This is a genomic window from Streptomyces sp. AC550_RSS872, assembly GCF_019049285.1.
In the GTDB taxonomy this organism is placed as follows: Bacteria; Actinomycetota; Actinomycetes; order Streptomycetales; family Streptomycetaceae; genus Streptomyces.
Genome location: NZ_JAGMUL010000033.1, coordinates 19,021 through 39,202, shown reverse-complemented (window position 1 = coordinate 39,202; position 20,182 = coordinate 19,021). Strand labels below are relative to the sequence as shown.

At 72.1% G+C, this 20,182-nt stretch carries 22 protein-coding genes; 13 read left to right on the top strand and 9 right to left on the bottom strand.

The window, feature by feature from the left end; all coding sequences use genetic code 11:
- Positions 1 to 16 precede the first annotated feature (16 nt).
- Both KUM44_RS16475 and KUM44_RS16470 read right to left on the bottom strand, forming a co-directional pair.
- Complete coding sequence (locus KUM44_RS16475; protein WP_217208636.1) at positions 17 to 1,255, bottom strand: inorganic phosphate transporter; 1,239 nt, start codon at positions 1,253 to 1,255, stop codon at positions 17 to 19.
- 176 nt (positions 1,256 to 1,431) lie between these two features.
- Positions 1,432 to 2,181 (bottom strand): lysozyme, encoded by a 750-nt coding sequence (locus KUM44_RS16470; protein ID WP_217208635.1) that lies wholly within the window; start codon positions 2,179 to 2,181, stop codon positions 1,432 to 1,434.
- Between the two features lie 207 nt (positions 2,182 to 2,388).
- Here KUM44_RS16470 and KUM44_RS16465 point away from each other — a divergent pair, with 207 nt between their 5' ends.
- The 3 genes from KUM44_RS16465 (at position 2,389) to KUM44_RS16455 (ending at position 6,247) form a co-directional block, all read left to right on the top strand.
- Positions 2,389 to 3,120, top strand: a complete 732-nt coding sequence (locus tag KUM44_RS16465) for a class II aldolase/adducin family protein (protein WP_217208634.1) — start codon at positions 2,389 to 2,391, stop codon at positions 3,118 to 3,120.
- Between the two features lie 343 nt (positions 3,121 to 3,463).
- Positions 3,464 to 4,591 (top strand): alpha/beta hydrolase, encoded by a 1,128-nt coding sequence (locus KUM44_RS16460; protein WP_217208633.1) that lies wholly within the window; start codon positions 3,464 to 3,466, stop codon positions 4,589 to 4,591.
- Between the two features lie 345 nt (positions 4,592 to 4,936).
- Positions 4,937 to 6,247, top strand: a complete 1,311-nt coding sequence (locus KUM44_RS16455) for a hypothetical protein (protein ID WP_254389611.1) — start codon at positions 4,937 to 4,939, stop codon at positions 6,245 to 6,247.
- 31 nt (positions 6,248 to 6,278) lie between these two features.
- Here KUM44_RS16455 and KUM44_RS16450 read toward each other — a convergent pair whose 3' ends face one another.
- Entirely contained in the window at positions 6,279 to 6,695 is a 417-nt protein-coding gene (locus KUM44_RS16450; protein ID WP_217208631.1) for a VOC family protein, read from the bottom strand.
- Between the two features lie 274 nt (positions 6,696 to 6,969).
- Between KUM44_RS16450 and KUM44_RS16445 the strand changes: the two genes are divergently transcribed.
- From KUM44_RS16445 to KUM44_RS16430, 4 genes are all read left to right on the top strand, one after another.
- Positions 6,970 to 7,695 carry a PQQ-like beta-propeller repeat protein gene (locus KUM44_RS16445; RefSeq protein ID WP_217208630.1) on the top strand — a complete coding sequence of 242 codons (726 nt, stop codon included), beginning with the start codon at positions 6,970 to 6,972 and terminating at the stop codon, positions 7,693 to 7,695.
- Between the two features lie 92 nt (positions 7,696 to 7,787).
- Positions 7,788 to 9,386 (top strand): ABC-F family ATP-binding cassette domain-containing protein, encoded by a 1,599-nt coding sequence (locus KUM44_RS16440; protein WP_217208629.1) that lies wholly within the window; start codon positions 7,788 to 7,790, stop codon positions 9,384 to 9,386.
- Positions 9,387 to 9,721: 335 nt separating this feature from the next.
- Positions 9,722 to 9,940, top strand: a complete 219-nt coding sequence (locus KUM44_RS16435) for a helix-turn-helix domain-containing protein (protein WP_019758351.1) — start codon at positions 9,722 to 9,724, stop codon at positions 9,938 to 9,940.
- A gap of 132 nt (positions 9,941 to 10,072) precedes the next feature.
- A complete protein-coding gene (locus tag KUM44_RS16430; RefSeq protein WP_217208628.1) occupies positions 10,073 to 10,876 on the top strand; it encodes an enoyl-CoA hydratase/isomerase family protein in 804 nt (267 codons plus the stop codon).
- Between the two features lie 12 nt (positions 10,877 to 10,888).
- On the opposite strand, the gene KUM44_RS16425 is transcribed toward KUM44_RS16430, so the two are convergent.
- A complete protein-coding gene (locus tag KUM44_RS16425) occupies positions 10,889 to 11,611 on the bottom strand; it encodes a nucleopolyhedrovirus P10 family protein (protein ID WP_254389610.1) in 723 nt (240 codons plus the stop codon).
- Between the two features lie 87 nt (positions 11,612 to 11,698).
- Here KUM44_RS16425 and KUM44_RS16420 point away from each other — a divergent pair, with 87 nt between their 5' ends.
- The 5 genes from KUM44_RS16420 to amaP all read left to right on the top strand — a co-directional run bounded on the left by KUM44_RS16420 (position 11,699) and on the right by amaP (position 14,092).
- On the top strand, positions 11,699 to 12,178 hold the full coding sequence (locus KUM44_RS16420) for an Asp23/Gls24 family envelope stress response protein (protein WP_217208626.1): 480 nt from the start codon (positions 11,699 to 11,701) through the stop codon (positions 12,176 to 12,178).
- A 66-nt stretch (positions 12,179 to 12,244) separates the two neighbouring features.
- On the top strand, positions 12,245 to 12,430 hold the full coding sequence (locus KUM44_RS16415) for a hypothetical protein (RefSeq protein WP_030054863.1): 186 nt from the start codon (positions 12,245 to 12,247) through the stop codon (positions 12,428 to 12,430).
- Positions 12,427 to 12,831, top strand: a complete 405-nt coding sequence (locus tag KUM44_RS16410; RefSeq protein ID WP_217208625.1) for an Asp23/Gls24 family envelope stress response protein — start codon at positions 12,427 to 12,429, stop codon at positions 12,829 to 12,831. Before KUM44_RS16415 ends, KUM44_RS16410 begins: the two co-directional genes overlap by 4 nt.
- Positions 12,828 to 13,508, top strand: a complete 681-nt coding sequence (locus KUM44_RS16405; protein WP_217208624.1) for a DUF6286 domain-containing protein — start codon at positions 12,828 to 12,830, stop codon at positions 13,506 to 13,508. The genes KUM44_RS16410 and KUM44_RS16405 overlap by 4 nt, the downstream gene beginning before the upstream one ends.
- A complete protein-coding gene (gene amaP, locus KUM44_RS16400; protein ID WP_217208623.1) occupies positions 13,505 to 14,092 on the top strand; it encodes an alkaline shock response membrane anchor protein AmaP in 588 nt (195 codons plus the stop codon). The genes KUM44_RS16405 and amaP overlap by 4 nt, the downstream gene beginning before the upstream one ends.
- Positions 14,093 to 14,117: 25 nt before the next feature.
- Here amaP and KUM44_RS16395 read toward each other — a convergent pair whose 3' ends face one another.
- From KUM44_RS16395 to KUM44_RS16375, 5 genes are all read right to left on the bottom strand, one after another.
- The gene (locus KUM44_RS16395; RefSeq protein WP_217208622.1) at positions 14,118 to 14,873 is read right to left on the bottom strand and encodes an SDR family oxidoreductase; all 756 of its coding nucleotides are present in this window, start codon (positions 14,871 to 14,873) and stop codon (positions 14,118 to 14,120) included.
- Positions 14,874 to 14,878: 5 nt separating this feature from the next.
- Complete coding sequence (locus KUM44_RS16390) at positions 14,879 to 16,666, bottom strand: glycoside hydrolase family 15 protein (RefSeq protein ID WP_217208621.1); 1,788 nt, start codon at positions 16,664 to 16,666, stop codon at positions 14,879 to 14,881.
- A gap of 68 nt (positions 16,667 to 16,734) precedes the next feature.
- Positions 16,735 to 17,529: an SURF1 family protein gene (locus KUM44_RS16385; RefSeq protein WP_217208620.1), complete on the bottom strand. Its 795-nt coding sequence runs from the start codon at positions 17,527 to 17,529 to the stop codon at positions 16,735 to 16,737.
- A 58-nt stretch (positions 17,530 to 17,587) separates the two neighbouring features.
- Complete coding sequence (locus KUM44_RS16380) at positions 17,588 to 17,821, bottom strand: hypothetical protein (RefSeq protein ID WP_062719308.1); 234 nt, start codon at positions 17,819 to 17,821, stop codon at positions 17,588 to 17,590.
- A 79-nt stretch (positions 17,822 to 17,900) separates the two neighbouring features.
- Positions 17,901 to 18,923 carry a DEDDh family exonuclease gene (locus KUM44_RS16375; RefSeq protein ID WP_217208619.1) on the bottom strand — a complete coding sequence of 341 codons (1,023 nt, stop codon included), beginning with the start codon at positions 18,921 to 18,923 and terminating at the stop codon, positions 17,901 to 17,903.
- A 206-nt stretch (positions 18,924 to 19,129) separates the two neighbouring features.
- On the opposite strand from KUM44_RS16375, the gene KUM44_RS16370 reads away from it, so the two are divergent.
- Complete coding sequence (locus tag KUM44_RS16370; protein ID WP_217208618.1) at positions 19,130 to 19,840, top strand: VIT family protein; 711 nt, start codon at positions 19,130 to 19,132, stop codon at positions 19,838 to 19,840.
- Positions 19,841 to 20,182 lie beyond the last annotated feature (342 nt).

Genomic DNA, 20,182 nt, shown 5'->3' with positions numbered 1-20,182 from the left:
AGTAACCGGGTGGGGGTCAGACCGCGGCCTGCGAGGGCGACGGCGTCGGCTCGGAGGCCGGGGCCGGGATGGTGGCCGCCAGGTCCTCGGTCGTCGTGCCCGCCGGGGGCGGGGTCACGGCGGCCATGGCGGTGGTCACCACGCCGGCCGGCTCCTCGGTCTCGTTGACGTTGGTGTGGTCGATGACCTCACGGCGGGAGATCTTCCAGATCGCGGCGCTGGAGCCGACCAGGAAGACCGCGACGAGGGCCGTGCCCCAGGCGCCGAACCCGGTCACGTACTCCGCGAGCGCGCCGACCAGGGCGGCGGCCGGGAGCGTCAGGCCCCAGGCGACGAACATCCGGGTGGCCGTCGACCAGCGGACCACGCCGCCCTTGCGGCCGAGGCCCGCGCCCATCACCGCGCCGGAGACGGAGTGCGTGGTGGAGAGGGAGAAGCCGAGGTGGGAGGAGGCCAGGATGACGGTGGCCGCGCTGGTCTGGGCGGCGAAGCCCTGCTGCGGCTGAAGGTCGGTCAGGCCCTTGCCCATGGTGCGGATGATGCGCCAGCCGCCGAGGTAGGTGCCGAGCGCGATGGCCAGGCCCGCCGAGAGGATGACCCACATGGGCGGGTCGGAGTCGGGGGCGAGGGTGCCGCCGGCGACCAGGGCGAGGGTGATGATGCCCATCGTCTTCTGCGCGTCGTTGGTGCCGTGCGCGAGGGAGACCAGACCGGCGGACGCTATCTGCCCGGCGCGGTAGCCCTTCTTGCTGGCGTCGCCGTCGGCCTTCTTGCCGAGGGCGTAGGTCAGGCGGGTGGCGAGCAGCGCGGCGATGCCCGCGACCAGCGGGGCGGCGATGGCCGGGATCAGCACCTTGGTGACGAGCACGTCGCCGTGGACGGCGCCCATGCCGGCCGAGGCGATGGTGGCGCCGATCAGACCGCCCATCAGGGCGTGCGAGGAACTGGAAGGCAGGCCCACCAGCCAGGTGAGCAGATTCCAGAGGATCGCGCCGACCAACGCGGCGAAGATGACCTCGGGGCGGATGCCGGTCTCGTCGACGAGACCCTTGGAGATCGTGTTGGCGACCTCCACGGAGAGGAAGGCGCCTACAAGGTTCAGCACGGCGGACATGGCCACCGCGACCTTGGGCTTGAGCGCACCGGTCGAGATGGTGGTGGCCATCGCGTTGGCGGTGTCGTGGAAACCGTTCGTGAAATCGAACGCGAGTGCGGTTACCACCACAATCGCGAGGATCAGCGAGAAGTTTTCCATTTACCCAGGCAATCGTTCGAGGTCATTGGCTGGACGAACGTAGGTAACCTGAGTGAACGGAAGATGAACTGAGGCGGGCCGCGCGGTGTCCGTAAGAGGGGGTTGTTCGTCCGGAAGGGGAGGCTTCCCCTCCGCCCGCCTCCGTCGGTCACCGCACGGCCCAGGCGCCCCAAGGGCTAGTAGCCCCGGGCAAACTTCCGGAGCTGGGTCATCGACCCGTTGAAGAGATTCTGGTCACCCGGCAGGCTGCCGCTGCCGTTGTCGTACTGCCAGATGGTCCAGAACTGCCATCCGGCCGGCAGGTTCCCCGCGGTCGCGGAGTCGTAGCGGGCTATCCACAGCGCGTGGTTCGAGGCGAAGGCGCGGCTGGCGCCGGTGCAGGTGTTCCACCAGTGGGTGGTGGTGTAGATCACCGGACGGCGGCCGGTCAGTCGCTTCACCTCGTTGCTGAAGGACTGGATCCAGCCGACCATCTTCGCCTTGCTCAGCCCGTAGCACTTGTGCTTGCTGTACGGGTTGTACTCGATGTCGAGCGCGGGCGGCAGGGTCCAGCCGTCCGACCGCCAGCCGCCGCCGTTGCGCACGAAGTGCGCCGCCTGAGTCCTGCCCGACGACTTGTTCGGCAGTGCGAAGTGGTACGCGCCGCGGATCAGGCCCGCGTTGCGGGAGCCGTTGTACTGCTGGTTGAAGTACGGGTTGCGGTAGGTGTGGGACTCGGTCGCCTTGACGTAGACGAACTGGGCGCCTTTCCCCTTGGCGCTCTGCCAGTTGACGTTCTTCTGATGGGAAGAGACGTCATGGCCCTTGGGCTTTCCGGCCGCCGCGGCCGGCATCTCGACCAGTGCGGTTCCGCCCAGGGTGAGCGCCGCCACCGATGCCGCTATGAGGCGGGAGCGGTGACGGGACGGTTTGCGATCACGGGCCATATTTCCCCCCGGAATGGCTGCGTGCACGACAAATCCCCCAGAGATTACGGGAAGATCGTTGAATCCCGATCGATCTCAGGCCAAGTGGGCGGCGGGAGTGATCTGTCCCGGTATGCACCCTTCCGGACGTCGGTCTTCCGCCCTAAAGTGCCCCGGGCCGGCGGCGACTTGAGGCCGTGCCGCCGCCCCGCCTGGCAGGATCGCCGCATGGCTGAGGAGCGGCGGGACCAGCGGGACGCGCGGGATGCGCGGGAGGGCGCACAGGAAATGGGGGAGTCGTGGGGCAGAAGTGCACGCCCCGAGGAGGCGGAGGCCTGGGAGGCCCTCGTGGCGACGGCTCGCCGGACCGTGTCCGACGGACTGGTCGTCGGCACGTCCGGCAACGTCTCGGTGCGCGTCGGTGACACCGTGCTGGTCACGCCGTCGGGAGTGCCCTACGACCGGCTGACGCCGGACGACCTGACCGGGGTCGACCTGACCGGCGCACAGGTGCTGGGCGCACTGGTGCCGACGAGCGAGCTGCCCATGCATCTCGCCGTCTACCGCGCCACCGACGCCGGTGCCGTCGTCCACACCCACGCGGTCCACGCCACCGCCGTCTCGACCCTCGTCCCCGAGCTCCCGCTGATCCACTACATGGCCGGCGCCCTCGGCGGCCCCGTCCGGGTTGCCCCGTATGCGACGTACGGCACGGCGGAGTTGGCCGAGAACATGCTCCGGGCCCTCGCCGACCGCACCGCCTGCCTCCTCCAGAACCACGGCACGATCGCCTACGGCACGACCCTGGACCAGGCCTACGACCGCACGGCCCAGCTCGAGTGGATGTCCCGCCTGTGGCTCACGGCGTCATCGGTACCGGGACTGTCCCCGGCCCTGCTGTCGGAAGGGCAGGTGGCGGAGGCGGGGGAGCGGTTGCGGGGTTACGGGCAGCAGAGGTGACCTTGAAGGGCCGATGGCGGGGGGTCGAAGGGGCGTGGGGCTGTATCGACATGCGGCTCCGCCGCGTGGGCACGGCGCGACTAGCCCCCGCGTGCGGGGTCTGGGGCGGAGCCCCGGAAGGGGCGCGGGGCTGTGTCGATTTGCGGCTCCGCCGCGTGGGCGCGACCACCCCCACTCGCCCGCACCCGAAGAACGACCCGGGGTCGAAGGGGCGGAGCCCCTGGGGATGGGACGGGTAGGGGCGGCGGGGGCGAGGAAAATGCCGGCGCCCCAGCCACCCCGGCCCTCACCCCAAGTCGCCCTCCCACTGGCCCCGCCCCCGGTCCGCCCGGACACTGGACAGGTGCGCACAGTCAAAGCGACGGCCGCCGCCGTCACCGTGGCTCTGGCCGCCGGCGCCGCGAGCGTCGCCGCCGGCCGGTTCGCCAGTGGCGCAGCCCTGACGGCCCCCGCCGGCCGCCCCCTGCCCACCGAACCCCGCCTCACCGTGCACGCCACGGCCGCCGGCCAGATCGCCCTCACCCGCGACCTCGCCTCCCTGCGGCCGGGCACCTACGGCCTCTCCGGCGATGCCTCGCACGCGGTCGTCGGCCCCGTCCTCGCCACGGCGAAGCACTCCGCCGACACCGTCGTACGCCGTCTGGAGCGCGTCACCCACGGCACCCTCGAACCCGGCGACAGCGTCTGGCTCACCCCGAACGTCCACGTCGGCAACCCGAGCGCCGCCCTCGGCCTCGACCACGCCGACATCGACATCCCGGGCGAACTCGGCTCCCTGCCCGCCTGGTTCGTCCCCGGCGCACGGGACACCTGGGTCATCGCGGTGCACGGCCTCGGCACCACCCGCGAACAGGCCATGAACCTCATGGAGTTCCTCAGCGGCCGCCACTTCCCGGTCCTGGCCCTCGCCTACCGCGGCGACCTCGGCGCGCCCCGCCCACCGGACGGCCTGAACCACCTCGGCGAGACCGAGTGGCGCGACCTGGACGCGGCGATGCGCTACGCCGTGCGGTACGGCGCCCGGCAGCTCGTCCTGCTCGGCTGGTCCACCGGCGCCACGATGGCGCTGCGCGCCGCCGCGCACTCCGGCCTGCGGGACCGGGTCTCGGGCCTCGTCCTGGACTCCCCGGTCCTCAGCTGGGAGACCACCCTGCGCGCCCTCGCCAGGGCCCGCCACACCCCGGGCGCGCTGCTGCCCCTCGCGGTCCGCGCCGCACAGGGCCGCACCGGCATGGGCGCCGACCGCTTCACCGGCGACGGCGCCCCCGAGCCGCTCACCGTGCCGACCCTGATCTTCCACGGCCCCGAGGACCGGGTGGCCCCCTGGAGCCTCTCCCGCCGCCTCGCCGACGCCCACCCCCACCTGGTGGCCCTCCGCACGGTCGAGGGCGCCCCCCACGCCGCCATGTGGAACGTCGACCCGGAGTCCTACGAGGAGTCCCTGCGCCGCTTCATGACACCGCTCATGTGACGCCGCCGGACCCGCCCCCGGCCTGCCGCGGTCAGCCCGACGGCAGGCACCGGTCCCTCGGATTCCGTTTAACCCCGTACCACTGGCCTGTTCTGCGTCCCTTGCCGCTCGCCGGACCCCGTGCGTTGGCCATCCCCGTAGCCCCTCGTGACATTCCGTTTGGGTTTTCGGACCGTCAACCGGAAGACTGCCCCCGTGACGTCCCGTATCCCGCGCGACTCCAGGCTTCGACTCGTCCGCCCGCGACCCCTGGCCGCCGCCCCCAGAGCTGTGAACCAGCGGCGCCCACGCCGCCCCGCACCCCGCCCCCCGGAGGGCACACCGGCCCGGTCCGAGCTGGCCAGAATGGCACGCTCAGGTCTGGCCGCCGCGGCCCGGGTGGCCCACTGGGCGGACGCCGCGCTGCGCCCCGGCCGGGACGGCGCGAGCCCCGACGGCAAGGGCGCCCTCTCCGACGCGACCGCCGAACGCGCGGCCCGCGACCTCGGCCTGACCGTGGCTCAGGTCCGCGCCGACTGGGACACCGCCCGGCTCGCCGGCCTCGTCGAGGTACACGGCGACAGCGCTCGGCCCGGCTGGCGGCTGCGCGCCTGGGACCGCGACGACAGCGCCGTGCTGCGCGGCTGGGTCGCCCTCTTCGACGCCTGGTCGCTGGCCCACCCGGAACCGGAGCAGCACGCCCACGGCGCCGTGTCCGACGTCGTCTCCGCCCTGCCCCAGGTGCTCTCCTTCCTCCAGCTGTCCGCCGGACCCGTCCCCGTGGAGCAGCTCCTGGACCTGCTGGAACAGCGGGTCACCGAACTGCGCACCGAACGCTGCGAGATCCCCTACGTCCCGCCCGTCGCCCACCACCCTTATGAAGAGGCGCTTCGCGCCGCCCCTTCTGACTCCGAGCCGCTCCCCGGCGCGCCGCCCGCCGAGGACACCGAGGACACCCCCCTCGCCCCGCTCCTCGACTGGGCTCTGCACGCCCTCGCCTCCGTCGGTGCCCTCACCTACGGCGACGGACAGGCCACCCTCACCCCGCTCGGCAGCTGGGCTGTCTGGGTCAAGCTGGAGCAGATCTGCGTCGCCGCCCAGAGCCCCGCCGGGAACATCGAGCAGGCCGCCGAGGACATGCTCCGCGGCTGCGCCCAGCTCCGCCCGAACGCCGCCCGCGACGAATACCGCGCCTGGCTCGCCGCCCGCCCCGTCGGCAGCGCCGTCACCGAGCTCCTCGGCGCCGCCCGCGGCGACGACGCCCTGCTGCGCGGCCTCGCCTTCGAGGCGCTGCGCGTCGTCGGCGCCCCCGCCGAGCCCGACGTGCGCGCCGTCGCCGACGAGCCGACCCTGCGGCCGTACGCCCTGCTGTGGCTCGCCGAGCACGACGGCATCGACCCCGAGGACGCCCACGAGGTGCTCACCCGGGAAGAGGCCACCTGGCTGTGGGTCGACACCGCAGCCGCCGTCGCCGACCACGGCGAGGCCCCGATGCTCGTACGGCACCTGGAGTCCGCGGTGCAGCCGACGGTGCCGATGCTCCTGGACGAGGTGCGTGCCGTCGGACACCCCCGCACCGTGCAGGTCCTGGTCGCGCTCGCCGCCGCGCACCCCGACCCCGCCCTCGCGAAGGCCGTACGCCGCGCCGCCTTCCAGGTGCACACCGGGGGGAGCTGAGCGGGACGCGGCGTGGCCGGCGCTCAGCCCGCTATCTCGGGTCCATGTCGGGGGTGTACGTGCCGAAGCTCCACACATTGCCCTCGAGGTCCCGGGCCATGTAGTCCCGCGAGCCGTAGTCCTGGTCCGTCGGGGGCATCAGGATCTCCGCGCCCTGCTCCACGGCCCGCCGGTGGTGTGCGTCGACGTCCTCCACGACGACGTACACCCCGGTCGTGCCCGCGTCCTTCATCACCTTGTCGAAGGCGCTGCCGGTGCCCTTGGAGCCGAGCATCACCGCGCCGTTCCCCTGCGCCAGCTCGGCATGGCCCACCGAGCCGTCCTCGCCCTCGTGCACCGCCAGCGCCGTGAACCCGAAGGCCTCCGTGAGCTGCTTGATCGCGGCTTTCGCGTCCGCGTAGAGCAGCGTGGGATAGACGCTCGGACGCCCACCGCTCGTACCTGCCATGCCGATCACTCCCTTGTGACGCATGTGCTCCCTCGCCGCCACCGGCCGGGAGTTCCACCCGATGCCCAGTCTTGCAGCGACCACTGACATCGGCCGGTCGTGCCGGGCCCCGGCAGCGGCCGAACGAGGGACAGGCCCCCGGCCCGCCCGACGTGTCGTCACGAGATGCCCCGCCGGCCGCCTCGTGCGTGGCTACGCTCTGCGCCGGATCCGCGGGAAGCGGATCGCCTGGGTGAGGGCCGGAGGGCCCGGAGACGGGTTCCGAGGGGGCAAGGTGGCGATCCGCTCCCGGCTTCCGGCGCCGGTGCTCGCCCTCCTCGTCGTGATCCCGCTCCTGGCAGTCGCCCACCAAGCCCGCCCCACCCCCTACGGCGACCACCTCACCGTCCCCCGCGCCGCCCCCGCGCGCGTGGTGCAGGCCACCCCGCGGCTCCGCACCCGGGACACCGCTCTGTGGGCCCACGACCCCCGCACCGGCGCCCTGCGCTGGCGCTACACCCGCGAAGGCCGGCGCCCCCTCACCTCGCTGCACGTGCGCGGGGACGTCATCACGCTCTGGGACGACGGCCTGGTCACCGGCACCGACGGTCGGACCGTCCGCTGGCACCGCGCCCTGCCCGCCCCGGGCGACTGGCTGCCGACCCACGGCGGAACCGGCGTCCTGCGCCCCTTGGGCCGCGGCATGCTGGCCGTCGTCACCCCGCACCGGATCGCCGCGTACCGCATCGCCGACGGTGATCTGCGCTGGGTGCTGCCCGCGCGCGACGGCTGCGCCTTCCGGCCCGAACGTGCCGTACATCACGCCAAGACGCTCATCGTCGCCCAGCCATGCCGCCACGCGGCCTGGACCGCCCAGCTCATCGCCCTGGACGACCTGGGACGGATCGCCCCGCACCGCCGACCGCTCGGCAACGAGGTCCGCGACAAGGACGGCCGAGGACGCGGCAGACCCCGGGTCGAACACCCGGACCCAGAAAAAGTGCTTGCACAGCCCCGTTAGACTGGCCCCATGGCCATTCTCCTCGCGCATTAGACGGCGGGAACGTCCTCAGCCGCCCATCCCGCCACCTACCCCCGCCCTGGAGTCTGTCCGTGATCTCCGCCTCCGGTATCGAGCTGCGCGCCGGTGCGCGCGTCCTCATCGAGTCCGCGACCTTCCGCGTCGCCAAGGGTGACCGCATCGGCCTCGTCGGCCGCAACGGCGCCGGCAAGACGACCCTCACCAAGTGCCTCGCCGGCGAGGGCATCCCCGCCGGCGGCACCATCACCCGCTCCGGCGAGGTCGGCTACCTCCCGCAGGACCCCCGCACCGGCGACCTCGACATCCTCGCCCGCGACCGCGTCCTGTCCGCGCGCGGCCTGGACGTACTGATCCGCAAGATGCGGGAGAACGAACAGCGCATCGCGGTCGGCCAGGGCGCGACCCGTGAGAAGGCCCTGAGGCAGTACGAGCGCCAGGAGACGGAGTTCCTCACCAAGGGCGGGTACGCCGCCGAGGCCGAGGCGGCCACCATCGCCGCCGCGCTGAACCTGCCCGACCGCGTGCTCGGCCAGCCCCTGCACACGCTCTCCGGTGGTCAGCGCCGCCGTATCGAGCTCGCCCGCATCCTGTTCTCGGACGCGGACACCCTCCTGCTCGACGAGCCGACCAACCACCTCGACGCCGACTCGATCGTCTGGCTGCGCGACTACCTCAAGACCTACCGCGGCGGCTTCATCGTGATCTCCCACGACGTCGACCTGGTCGAGACGGTCGTCAACAAGGTGTTCTACCTGGACGCCAACCGCGCCCAGATCGACGTCTACAACATGGGCTGGAAGCTCTACCAGCAGCAGCGCGAGGCCGACGAGAAGCGCCGCAAGCGCGAGCGGCAGAACGCCGAGAAGAAGGCCGCCGCTCTGCATTCGCAGGCCGACAAGATGCGCGCCAAGGCCACCAAGACGGTCGCCGCGCAGAACATGGCCAAGCGCGCCGACCGGCTGCTCGCCGGACTCGAGGCGGTCCGGGTCTCCGACAAGGTCGCCAAGCTCCGCTTCCCGGAGCCCGCGCCCTGTGGCAAGACCCCGCTGACCGCCGAGGGCCTGTCGAAGTCCTACGGCTCCCTGGAGATCTTCACCGACGTCGACCTGGCCGTCGACAAGGGCTCCCGGGTCGTCATCCTCGGCCTCAACGGCGCGGGCAAGACCACCCTGTTGCGGCTCCTGGCCGGCGCCGAACAGCCCGACACGGGCGCCGTCGTCCCCGGCCACGGCCTCAAAATCGGCTACTACGCCCAGGAGCACGAGACCCTGGACCCCGACCGCACGGTCCTGGAGAACATGCGCTCGTCGGCCCCCGACATGGATCTCGTCGAGGTCCGCAAGGTGCTCGGTTCGTTCCTGTTCTCCGGCGACGACGTCGACAAGCCCGCCGGTGTCCTCTCCGGCGGCGAGAAGACCCGCCTCGCCCTCGCCACCCTCGTGGTGTCCTCGGCGAACGTCCTGCTCCTCGACGAGCCGACCAACAACCTCGACCCGGCCAGCCGCGAGGAGATCCTCAGCGCGCTGCGCACCTACAAGGGCGCGGTCGTGCTCGTCACCCACGACGAGGGCGCCGTCGAGGCGCTCCAGCCGGAGCGGATCATTCTGCTGCCGGACGGCGTCGAGGACCTGTGGGGCGCGGATTACGCGGATCTCGTCGCCCTGGCTTGATCGAATGCGTGATCACCGGGCTATGGATCATTCGGCCCATCCGTGATCCATCATCTGTGTGAGATCTCCTCGTACCGAGGTGTGTGCTACATCGAATTCGCGGCCGAGTCCTTTATCGACAAGGGCTCGGCCGTCGTCCTGCTCTGACCTGGGGCTTCTTGAAAGAACCCGTTCGGCCGTACGGACAACTCTCTGCGGAATCCTGGATTCCCCTTGTGGGGATGTGCTCCTGTCGTCAAAACCTTGTCTCACGGACCTTGCCGAATGGGTGGCCATGAAGGCCCGGAGGGGTGATCATGAGGAGACCAGAGCGCACTTCCCATGAGGAGGCACGGGTGGCCGAGACTCTGAAGAAGGGCAGCCGGGTAACCGGCGCCGCGCGCGACAAGCTCGCGGCAGACCTGAAGAAGAAGTACGACTCCGGTGCGAGCATTCGGGCGCTGGCCGAGGAAACCGGCCGCTCGTATGGCTTCGTTCACCGGATGCTCAGCGAGTCGGGCGTCACGCTTCGTGGGCGTGGTGGCGCGACACGAGGCAAGAAGGCCGCAGGCTGATCGCGGGCGGCCCATCGGCTTCGATGGTGACCACCCGGTCGGTCGGCTGATCGACCGGGTGGTTACTGTGCAGTCACTTAGGGGGTGCCCTGCCGGGCATCCCATGATGACCGCACTCATCGGAGGCGCCCCATGGCTTCGACCGACCAGGAACACGCACCTCTGCTCGACAAGAACGGCGTACGGCTCGTCGTCGACGGCGCCATCGCCACGGTGACGCTGACCAACCCGGCCAAGCGCAACGCACAGAGCCCCGCCATGTGGCGGACGCTCGCCGAGGCCGGGCGCGCCGTGCCGGGCAGCGTGCGGGTCGTCGTGCTGCGCGGTGAGGGCCAGTCCTTCTCCGCCGGCCTCGACCGGCAGATGTTCACGCCCGACGGGATCGAGGGCGAGCCCTCGTTCATCGAGCTGGCGCGCAGCAGCGACGGTGAACTCGACGCTGCCATCGCCGAGTTCCAGGAGGGCTTCACCTGGTGGCGGCGCAACGACGTCGTGTCCATCGCCGCCGTACAGGGGTATGCCATCGGCGCGGGCTTCCAGCTCGCGCTCGCCTGTGACGTGCGCGTCGTCGCGGACGACGTGCAGTTCGCCATGCGCGAGACCAGCCTCGGGCTGGTGCCGGACCTGACGGGTACCCACCCGCTGGTTGGGCTGGTCGGATACGGCCGTGCGCTGGAGATCTGCGTCACGGGCCGCTTCGTGGCGGCCGAGGAGGCCGTCAGCAGCGGGCTGGCCAACCTCGCGGTGCCCGTCGACCAACTCGACGACGCCGTACGGGATCTGGCCGGCGCGATCGTGGCCGCGCCGCGGGACGCGGTGATCGAGACCAAGGCGCTGCTTCGTGGTGCCGTGGACCGCACCTACGACGAGCAGCGCGGTGCCGAGCGGGCCGCGCAGGCGCGCCGGCTGCGGGACCTGGCAGGCCTCGGCGAATAGCCGCCGCGCCGATCAACCGACGGCCGTGACCAGCACGGCCACCGTCGGGTGACCGACCAGCGCCTCGTGCACCCTCTTACGGACCTCCCGGGCCACCTCCACGGCCCGGTGGTCCGCGCTCACCGCGAGCTCCACGCGCACGTGCCGGCGCGGCAGGGCCGTCCCGTCCTGCCGTTCCTCGATGTGCACCGCGCGGCTCGCCCCGCCCAGGACGCCCGTCAGCCGGGCCACCCCCGGCACCGCCAGGGTCACGGCGGCGACGCGCTCCTCGTCGGGGTTCCCGGGCTCGGCGGCCCGCGTCGGCTCCGGCTGCCGTACGGAAGCGGGCTCGGCGTCCTCGTCGAGCAGGGCCGTCACCCGCAGGTCCACCTCGGTCACCGTCAGGCCCAGGCGGTCCGTGGCCGTGGCGGCCAGCAGCCCCCGTAGCCGGTCCGCCGTCACCGGCAGTGCCTCGGCCGCCGTCGCCGCGAAGTCCCCCGTCACCCGCAGCGGCCCCGGAGGCAGGGCGCTCGGCGGAGGCGGTACGGCGGCCTCGTACGTCTCCTCCGGGTCGGCGAGGGCGATCCGGAGCCCGTCCAGCCGTACCCCGGCCATGTTCTCGGCCGCGCGCCGCAGCGCCGCCTCGGCCGCCCTCTCGGAGATCCACGCGCCGTCGCGCGCGCCGCCCAAAGGCAGCAGCCTGCCGAGCCCCAGCTGCTGCCGCACTGCCTGCGTCCATCGGTCCGCCGTCGTCATTCCTCCAGCCTGCCGCATCCCTGGGGCGCAATCGCGCAAGCGTGCTTACGGTGGTCGAGGGACCGCAACCGAAAAGGACGAACGGCCATGACTGAGACGACGGACCAGAACCGGGGGACGGAGGCCGAGGCCGCCACCCCACGCAGGACCCAGGTCACCAAGCGCGGCGGGGGAGACCCCGGCGCCAGGGGCCGGACGACCATCGCGGACGGCGTGGTGGAGAAGATCGCCGGGATGGCCGCACGCGATGTGGACGGCGTGCACGCCATGGGCAGCGGAATCTCGCGGACCTTCGGGGCCGTGCGCGACCGGGTGCCGGGCGGGACGACGAAGTCGGTGACGCGCGGGGTGAAGGCCGAGGTCGGCGAGGTACAGGCCGCGCTCGATCTGGAGATCGTCGTCGAGTACGGCGTGTCCATCGCCGACGTGGCCCGGGATGTGCGCGAGAACGTGATCACCGCCGTCGAGCGGATGGCCGGCCTCGAAGTCGTCGAGGTCAACATCGCGGTGAGTGATGTGAAGCTGCCGGAGGAAGAGGAAGAGGAACCGGAGCGCCGGATCCAGTGACGCGTCGGCGGCTGGACGACGCAGTGGCCGGGAGTTACCAGGGAGCGATGAGCTGAGGAGCGCATCATGAGCATGGCCGTGGTCGGCATGATCGCAGGCATGGCACTGGGATTCGCCGGGTACTTCGGCGGATTCGGCGCCTTCCTGCTGGTGGCGGCCCTGGGTGCCGTCGGATTCGTCGCCGGGCGGTTCCTGGAGGGGGACTGGGAGCTCGGTGACTTCTTCCGGCAGCGTGACGAACGGCGGCGGTGACGTCGGTGAGCGGTGGGGCCACGGAATCCGGCAGAGCGCCGTTCGCCGTCCCACCCGGTGAGCGCGGGGCGACCCGGATCGCCGACCGGGTCGTCGCGAAGATCGCCTCACAGGCCGCGCGCGAGGCGGTCGGAGGGCTGCCCGAGGGCGCCGCCCGGCCGTACGCCGACGTCGTCGTCCGGCCCCAGGCCGGGGACGGGACGCCCGTCGACGCCGCCCGGGTCCGGGTCCATCTCGAACTGGACTACCCCTGCGACATCGGCTCCCGGTGCAGGGCCGTGCGTCGGCATGTCGTGGAACGGGTAGGCGCGTTGGTGGGCATGGAGGTGCCGGAGGTCGCCGTGCACGTGGAGCGGCTGCACCCGGCGCGCGGGCAGGGCGCGGCAGGGAGGACGCGATGAGCGAGTCCCAGGGTTCCGAAGGCACCACTCAACGACTGCCGGTCATGGAGAAGGAGACCGGACCCGACCCTCTCGACCAGTCGGCGTCCGCGGCCGCCTACGACCCCCCGCCCCCGGTCGACGACAAGGGCCGCGGCGAGGGCCGCTTCTGGTCGGCACGCCGCATCCCGGCCGCGATCACGGCCCTGGTGCTGGCGCTCGGCGCGGGCTTCTTCCTGTACGACATCGCCGCCGTGCGCGCCGGCCGGCCGCCCATGTACTGGCGCCGGGAACTGGCCCACCAACTCGCCGAGCGCCCCCTCGACGACATCTGGGTGCTCGTCGGCGCGGGCGTCGCCGCCGTCCTCGGCCTCTGGCTCCTCGCCCTGGCCACCACACCCGGCCTGCGCTCCGTCCTGCCGATGCGCCGCACCCACCCCGACGTACGCGCCGGCCTCCACCGCGACCTCGCCGCCCTGGTCCTGCGCGACCGGGCCGTCGAAGTCTCCGGCGTCCAGTCGGTACGGGTGCGGGTACGCCGCCGCCGTGCCGACGTCCGCGCCGTCTCGCACTTCCGTGAACTGGACGAGGTGCGCGCCGACCTGGACGCCACGCTCGCCGACGCGATCAGGGGCCTGGGGCTGTCCCGCCCGCCCTCGCTGTCGGTGCATGTGCGGCGGCTCGGACGGAAGGGGTGAGGGCCGTGCTCAGGTTGGTCAACCGGGTGCTGATCGGGCTCGTCGGACTGGTGCTGCTCGTGATCGGCGGTTCCGTGCTGGCCGTGGGGCTCGGGCTGGACCCCCCGTCCTGGTGGATCCACGACAGCCGGAACGACGTGCTGCTCAGCGACGCAGAGCGGACGCGCTGGCGGGACGAGGGCTGGTGGTGGCCGACCGTGATCGCCGTGCTGGCCGTCCTGGTCCTGCTCGCCCTGTGGTGGCTGACCTCGGTCCTGCGCCGACGCCGGCTCACCGAGGTCCTGGTCGACACCGGCGACGGCGAGGGCGCGCTGCTGCGGGGCCGGGCCCTGGAGGGCGTCCTGGCGAGCGAGGCCGCGGGCCTGGAGGGCGTCCAGCGGGCCCAGGTCCACCTGACCGGCCGCCGAGGCGCCCCCGAGGCCCGGGCGCGCCTCCTGCTGCAACCGCACGTGGACCCGGGGACCGCCCTGAACGACCTCACCGCACAGGCGCTGGCCCACGCCCGGAATTCAGCGGGCCTCGCGGCACTGCCGACGGAAGTCCGCCTGCGGGGTGCCAAACACCGTGCGGAAAGGGTGACTTGACCGAAAGGATGACTTGACCGGCGTCTCAGAATCCGTGCCGCATTCCGCCGTCCACCGGCACCATGATTCCCGTCAGATAGGAAGCCGCCGGAGACAACAAGAACGCGGCAGTACGCCCGAACTCCTCCGGAGTGCCATATCGGCGCAACGGAATCCGCGCCTCGTTCGCGGCCCGCGTCGCCTCCGGATCGGCCGACATCCCGTCCAGCTCCCGTACCCGGTCCGTGTCGATACGGGCCGGGAGCAGACCCACCACGCGAATGCCGCGCGGCCCCAGCTCGTCCGCGAGGGACTTCGCGAAACCGGCCAGCCCGGGCCGCAGTCCATTGGAAATCGTCAGCCCCGGAATCGGCTCGTGCACCGAACCCGACAGCACGAATCCGATGACCCCGCCCTCGTCGAGCTCCGCCGCTGCCGCCCGAGCCAGCCGCACCGCGCCCAGGAACACCGACTCGAACGCCGCCTGCCACTGTTCGTCGGAGTTGTCGGCGACAAATCCGGCCGGCGGCCCGCCCACGCTGATGAAGATGCCGTGGAAGGCGCCGAACCGCTCGCGTGCGGCGGCGATGAGCCGTGTGGGCGCCTCCGGATCGGCGTTGTCGATGCCCGCCCCGAACGCGTTCGGCCCCAGCTCGGCGGCGGCGTCGGCGGCCCGCTTCTCGTCCCTGCCGGTCAGGACGACCTTTGCCCCGTCGGCCGCGAGCTCACGCGCCGCCGCGTTGCCCAGGCCGCGGGTGGCCCCCGTGACGACGTACACCCGGTCCTTCAGTCCAAGATCCATGGTCCCTATCCTGCCCCGTCACCCCCGAACAGGGCGAGGGCGGAGTTCACCAGGCCGATGTGACTGAAGGCCTGCGGGAAGTTGCCGAGCTGACGGTCGGCCACCGGGTCGTACTCCTCGGACAGCAGGCCCACGTCGTTCGCCAGCCCCACCAGCCGGTCGAACAGCTCCCGCGCCTCCTGCGTACGCCCCGTCATGTGCAACGCCTCCGCGAGCCAGAACGAGCAGGCCAAAAACGTGCCCTCGTCTCCCGGCAGCCCGTCGACGGTCGTTCCGTCGGTGCTGTAGCGGCGCAGGAAGCCCTGATGGCTGAGCTCGGCGCGGATCGCGTCGATGGTGCCGACGACGCGCGGGTCGTCGGGCGGCAGGAAGCCCACGCGCGGGATGAGCAGCAGCGCGGCGTCGAGCTCACGGGAGCCGTAGGACTGCGTGAAGGTGTTCCGCTCGGCGTCGTAGCCCTTCTCGCACACCTCGCGATGCACCTCGTCGCGCATCGCCCGCCAGCCGTCGAGGTCGCCCTCGATCCTCGGGTTCTGTTCCAGGGTGCGCACGGCACGGTCGGCGGCCACCCACACCATCACCTTCGAGTGCACGAAGTGACGCCGCCCGCCGCGCACCTCCCACAGCCCCTCGTCCGGCTGCCGCCACTGCGCTTCCAGCCACTCCATGAGGGAGGACTGGATCGCCCACATGTGCGGCTTGATGGGCAGGCCCGCCTCCCGGGCCAGCGCGAGGGTGTCCATGACCTCGCCGTACACGTCCAACTGGAGCTGTTTCACGGCCTCGTTGCCGATGCGTACGGGAGCGGAGCCGGCGAAGCCGGACAGCCACGGCACCTCGAACTCGGGCAGCCGCCGCTCGCCCGCCAGGCCGTACATGATCTGGAGGTCGGCCGGGTCGCCGGCGACCGCGCGCAACAGCCAGTCGCGCCAGGCCTCGGCCTCCTCCCGGTAGCCCGCCGACAGTCCCACGTTCAGCAGGAGGGTGGAGTCGCGCAGCCAGCAGTAGCGGTAGTCCCAGTTGCGGACGCCGCCCAGCTCCTCGGGGAGTGAGGTGGTGGGGGCGGCGACGATGCCGCCGGTCGGCCGGTAGGTGAGGGCCTTGAGGGTGATCAGGGAGCGGACCACGGCGTCCCGGTACGGGCCGTCGTAACGGCAGCGCTTCACCCAGTGCCGCCAGTCGCGGACGCTGCTGTGCAACGCCTTGTGCGCGTCGATGAGCGGCGGGCGCGGCTCGTGCGAGGGATGCCAGGTGAGGACGAAGGCGACCTTGTCGCCCTTTTCGACCGTGAACTCCGACTGCGTACCGAAGTCCTTGCCCCATGTGTGCACCTCGGGTTCGCTGCGCAGCCAGACCGAGTCCGGGCCGGCCACGGCCACCCGCTGCCCGTCGGACTCGCGCACCCAGGGCACGATCGAGCCGTAGTCGAAGCGGATCCGCAGGGTGCTGTGTACGGTGACCCGGCCGCTGAGGCCCTCGACGACGCGCACGAGGTCGGGGGCACGGTCGCGTTGGGGCATCAGGTCGGTGACGCGGATCGCGCCCTCCTCGGTCTCCCACTCGGTGTCCAGCACCAGGGTGTCCGGGCGGTAGGCGCGGCGGGTGCAGGGGCCCTGCGCGTCCTTGGGGGCGATGCGCCAGTGGCCGTTGTCGTCGTCGCCGAGGAGTCTGGCGAAGCAGGCTCCCGAGTCGAAGCGGGGCAGACACAGCCAGTCGACGGACCCGTCCCTGCCGATCAGGGCGGCCGTCTGCTCGTCGCCGATGAGGGCGTAGTCCTCGATGCGCGGGTGCACGCAAATGCGGGTTCCCCAAGGGCCGGTGGGCCAATCAGGGGTGGGGCCGGGGGAGTGATGCGCGAGTGCTACACGCCCGCCGGCTCGGCCTCCGCCTCCGCCGACTCCTGCCGCCCCGCCGTCCGGTCACGGGCCTCGCGGCGGGCCAGGATCACCCACCCGAGGGGCACGCCCGCGGCGAACAGCCACCACTGGAGGGCGTACGCGTAGTTCAGCGGGGCGTTCTCCTCGCCGGGCTTCCCGATCAGCTCCGGCGTGTCGCCCTTCGGCTCCGGAGTCGTCTGCACGATGTAGCCGCCGAGCACCCGTGCGTCGAGGCGCCCCGCCTCCTGCTCGCTGTTGATCAGCATGACCTGGCGGTGCGGGAGGCCCTTGAGGTTCTTGATGCCGCTCGCCTCGGTCGTCTCGTCGGGCATCAGCCGTCCGGTGACGGTGATCCGCCCGCTCGGCGGCGCCGGGATCTTGGGGAAGGCCGTCTGGCTGGGCCCGTCCGAGGGGATCCAGCCGCGATTGACCAGCAGCACCTTGCCGTCCGCCAGGACGAAGGGGGTGAGGACGTGGAAGCCGACCTCCTCGTCGGAGTTGACGCGGCGCCTGACCACGACCTCGTGCTCGGTGTCGAAGCGGCCCACCGCGGTCACGGTGCGGTACCGCTCCTTGGTGGTGACGGTGTGCCCCGGGGCGGTCAGCTTCTCCACCCCCACCGGCTTGGCGCCCAGTGCGTCGGCGACCAGCTGGTTCCGGGCGTCGCGCTCCTCGTAGCGGTGCATCTGCCAGATGCCCAGCCTGATCATCGTGGGGATGAGGAGCAGGGCGACCAGCGTGAGGATCACCCACTGCCGGGACAACAGGAAGCGGTACACCCCACGACCGTACAACTCGGTCGTGGGGTGCTTTCAGGCGGGTACGGGTCCTGGCAGGTCACACCTTGTCGACGATCCCCACCTTTCCCTCCGCACGGGCGCAGTGGGCGCCGCAGAACCACTGGCCCTCGACCTCGACGCCCTGCCCGATGATCTGGACGCGGCAGTGCTCGCAGACGGGGGCCATGCGGTGGATCGCACAGGAGAAGCAGTCGAAGACGTGCACGGCGCCCTGCGCGTGCACCTCGAAGGTCATGCCGTAGTCGTTTCCGCACACTTCACATGTCGCCATGGGCCTCAGGGTGAGCCGTCACCGCGGTCCGGGCGAGACGGCTCGGGGCGAGTCGCCCGGCAATCACCCGTCCGTACGGTCACTGCTCCGACGCCGGTTCCACGTCCCTGAGGAGTTGCCCGAACGCCGCCTCGTCGATCACCGGCGTCCCGTACTGGCGGGCCTTGACCACCTTCGACGTGCCCGCGTCCGGGTCGTTCGTGACGAGCAGGCTGGTCAGCCGGGACAGGCTCGTGGCCACATGCAGCCCGGCCTCGATCGCGCGGTCCTCCAGCAGGTCGCGCTCGATCGACGTGTCCCCGGAGAAGGCGATCCGCATACCCTGCTTGAGTCTTTTGCCCTCTTCGTAACGTCCTGGGTTGGGATAGGGGCAGGCGGGCCTTTTGCGGGACGGGCGCCAACTGGTCGGACGATAGCTGCCGTAACCCCCGCCGCCGTAACCGCTGCCGCCGCCTCCGCCCGCCTGCTGTCCGATCCGGGGCGTGGCCGTGTCCCGCCACTCGGTCAGCGGCCGGCACTCCTGGAGCGGCAGCCGCACGCTGCCCGCCGCCGCTGCCCGCAGGCTCGGCCGGAACGCCTCTGCCAGCACGCGCGCGTCGTCCAGCGCGTGGTGCGCGCGCTGCTGTACGACGCCGAAGTGGGCGGCCAGCGACTCCAGCTTGTGGTTGGGCAGCGGCAGGCCCAGCTCCTTCGACAGCGCGATGGTGCACAGCCGCTGCCGCACCGGGGCCTCGCGCTCCGCGCGCGCGTACTCCCGCGCGATCATCTGCCAGTCGAAGACGGCGTTGTGCGCGACGAGCACCCGTCCGTCGAGCCGGGCCGCGAACTCCTCGGCGATGTCCGAAAAGAGGGGAGCGCCCTCCAGCGCCTCGCTCGTCAGACCGTGGATCCAGACCGGGCCCGGGTCGCGCTCCGGGTTGACCATCGTGTACCAGTGGTCCTCGACCTCGCCGCGCGAGTCCAGGCGGTAGACGGCCGCGGAGATTATCCGGTCGTCCCGGGCCAGGCCGGTGGTCTCCACGTCAACGACCGCGTATCCCTCGGGGTACGCGGTCGGCCATGCAGTGGGGGAGGGCGCTGCGGTAGCACGGTCTTCGAGCATGGTCACTGAGGATACGGGCCGGGGCTGACAGTCCAGGCCGTCAGGTGTCTTGCGCCGCCCGCCTGTTCGAGCGCGGCGAACGTCAGCGCGTCAACCGCTCGGCGTCCGCGCGGTGTTGCCGCCCCTCGTCCGCACGCTGGTGAGCCCGCGCCCGCCCAGGAGCGTCGGTACATCCCGTATGTCCCCCGCGGTGCGATGCTCCGCATGTGACCGAATCGACGCAGGACGAGACCCATGGCGGCTCGCTGGGCGAGCGGCTGAACTGGCTGCGGGCGGCCGTTCTCGGGGCGAACGACGGCATCGTGTCCACCGCGGGCCTCGTCGTCGGCGTGGCCGGCGCGACCGACGACCGCACGGCCCTGCTCACGGCCGGCCTCGCCGGGCTGCTCGCCGGGTCGATGTCGATGGCGGCGGGTGAGTACGTCTCGGTCTCCACGCAGCGCGACTCCGAGAAGGCCGCGCTGGCCCAGGAGAAGCGGGAGTTGCGGGAGCGGCCGCAGGCGGAGCTGGAGGAGCTGACGGGACTGCTCGAACGACGCGGACTGTCCGAGGACGTGGCCCGGGAAGCGGCCGTCCAGCTGACGGAACGGGATGCGCTGAAGGCACACGCGCGCGTGGAGCTCGGTATCGACCCCGACGACCTGACCAACCCGTGGCACGCGGCCTGGGCCAGCTTCCTGGCGTTCACGGCCGGTGCGCTGCTGCCGCTGCTGGCCATGGTGCTGCCACCGGCGGACTGGCGCCTGACGGTCACCGTCGTCTCCGTCCTGACCGCCCTCGCGCTGACCGGCTGGAGCAGCGCCCACCTGGGCGCTGCCGCTCCCACCCGCGCCGTACTGCGCAATACGGCGGGCGGGGCGCTGGCCATGGGGGTCACTTACGTGGCCGGGACGCTGCTGGATGCGGCGGGGGCGTAGCGCCTGCTTGGGGCCTCCCTGCCCCGGCCTCGCGGTGAACGGCCTGGCGATGGACCAGCGCACCGCCCTCGAGGTCCCGGTGACCACTGAGGCCGTGGACCAGCCGACCGATGACTAGGGGGTGTTTGAAAGTCCCGCACAGCACCCGCGGCGCCCGGCACGCACCCCCGCCGCACGGGCCAAGGCCCAAGTAGCTCCTCCGCCACTCTCGGCTTCGCTCGAGCGGGGGGACCCCCGTCGAGGGCCTTCGTCCGGCGCGCCGAGGGCACGCACCGGCTGCGACACCAGCCGCTGCCGCGGCGGGCGCGGGCACCGCGCGGGACTTTCGAACACCCCCTGATG

Coding starts and splice junctions, on each gene's coding strand:
- KUM44_RS16475 (WP_217208636.1), bottom strand. CDS start 1,255: ATGGAAAACTTCTCGCTGATCCTCGCGATTGTGGTGGTAACCGCACTC.
- KUM44_RS16470 (WP_217208635.1), bottom strand. CDS start 2,181: ATGGCCCGTGATCGCAAACCGTCCCGTCACCGCTCCCGCCTCATAGCG.
- KUM44_RS16465 (WP_217208634.1), top strand. CDS start 2,389: ATGGCTGAGGAGCGGCGGGACCAGCGGGACGCGCGGGATGCGCGGGAG.
- KUM44_RS16455 (WP_254389611.1), top strand. CDS start 4,937: ATGGCACGCTCAGGTCTGGCCGCCGCGGCCCGGGTGGCCCACTGGGCG.
- KUM44_RS16450 (WP_217208631.1), bottom strand. CDS start 6,695: ATGGCAGGTACGAGCGGTGGGCGTCCGAGCGTCTATCCCACGCTGCTC.
- KUM44_RS16430 (WP_217208628.1), top strand. CDS start 10,073: ATGGCTTCGACCGACCAGGAACACGCACCTCTGCTCGACAAGAACGGC.
- KUM44_RS16425 (WP_254389610.1), bottom strand. CDS start 11,611: ATGACGACGGCGGACCGATGGACGCAGGCAGTGCGGCAGCAGCTGGGG.
- KUM44_RS16420 (WP_217208626.1), top strand. CDS start 11,699: ATGACTGAGACGACGGACCAGAACCGGGGGACGGAGGCCGAGGCCGCC.
- KUM44_RS16415 (WP_030054863.1), top strand. CDS start 12,245: ATGAGCATGGCCGTGGTCGGCATGATCGCAGGCATGGCACTGGGATTC.
- KUM44_RS16405 (WP_217208624.1), top strand. CDS start 12,828: ATGAGCGAGTCCCAGGGTTCCGAAGGCACCACTCAACGACTGCCGGTC.
- KUM44_RS16395 (WP_217208622.1), bottom strand. CDS start 14,873: ATGGATCTTGGACTGAAGGACCGGGTGTACGTCGTCACGGGGGCCACC.
- KUM44_RS16380 (WP_062719308.1), bottom strand. CDS start 17,821: ATGGCGACATGTGAAGTGTGCGGAAACGACTACGGCATGACCTTCGAG.
- KUM44_RS16375 (WP_217208619.1), bottom strand. CDS start 18,923: ATGCTCGAAGACCGTGCTACCGCAGCGCCCTCCCCCACTGCATGGCCG.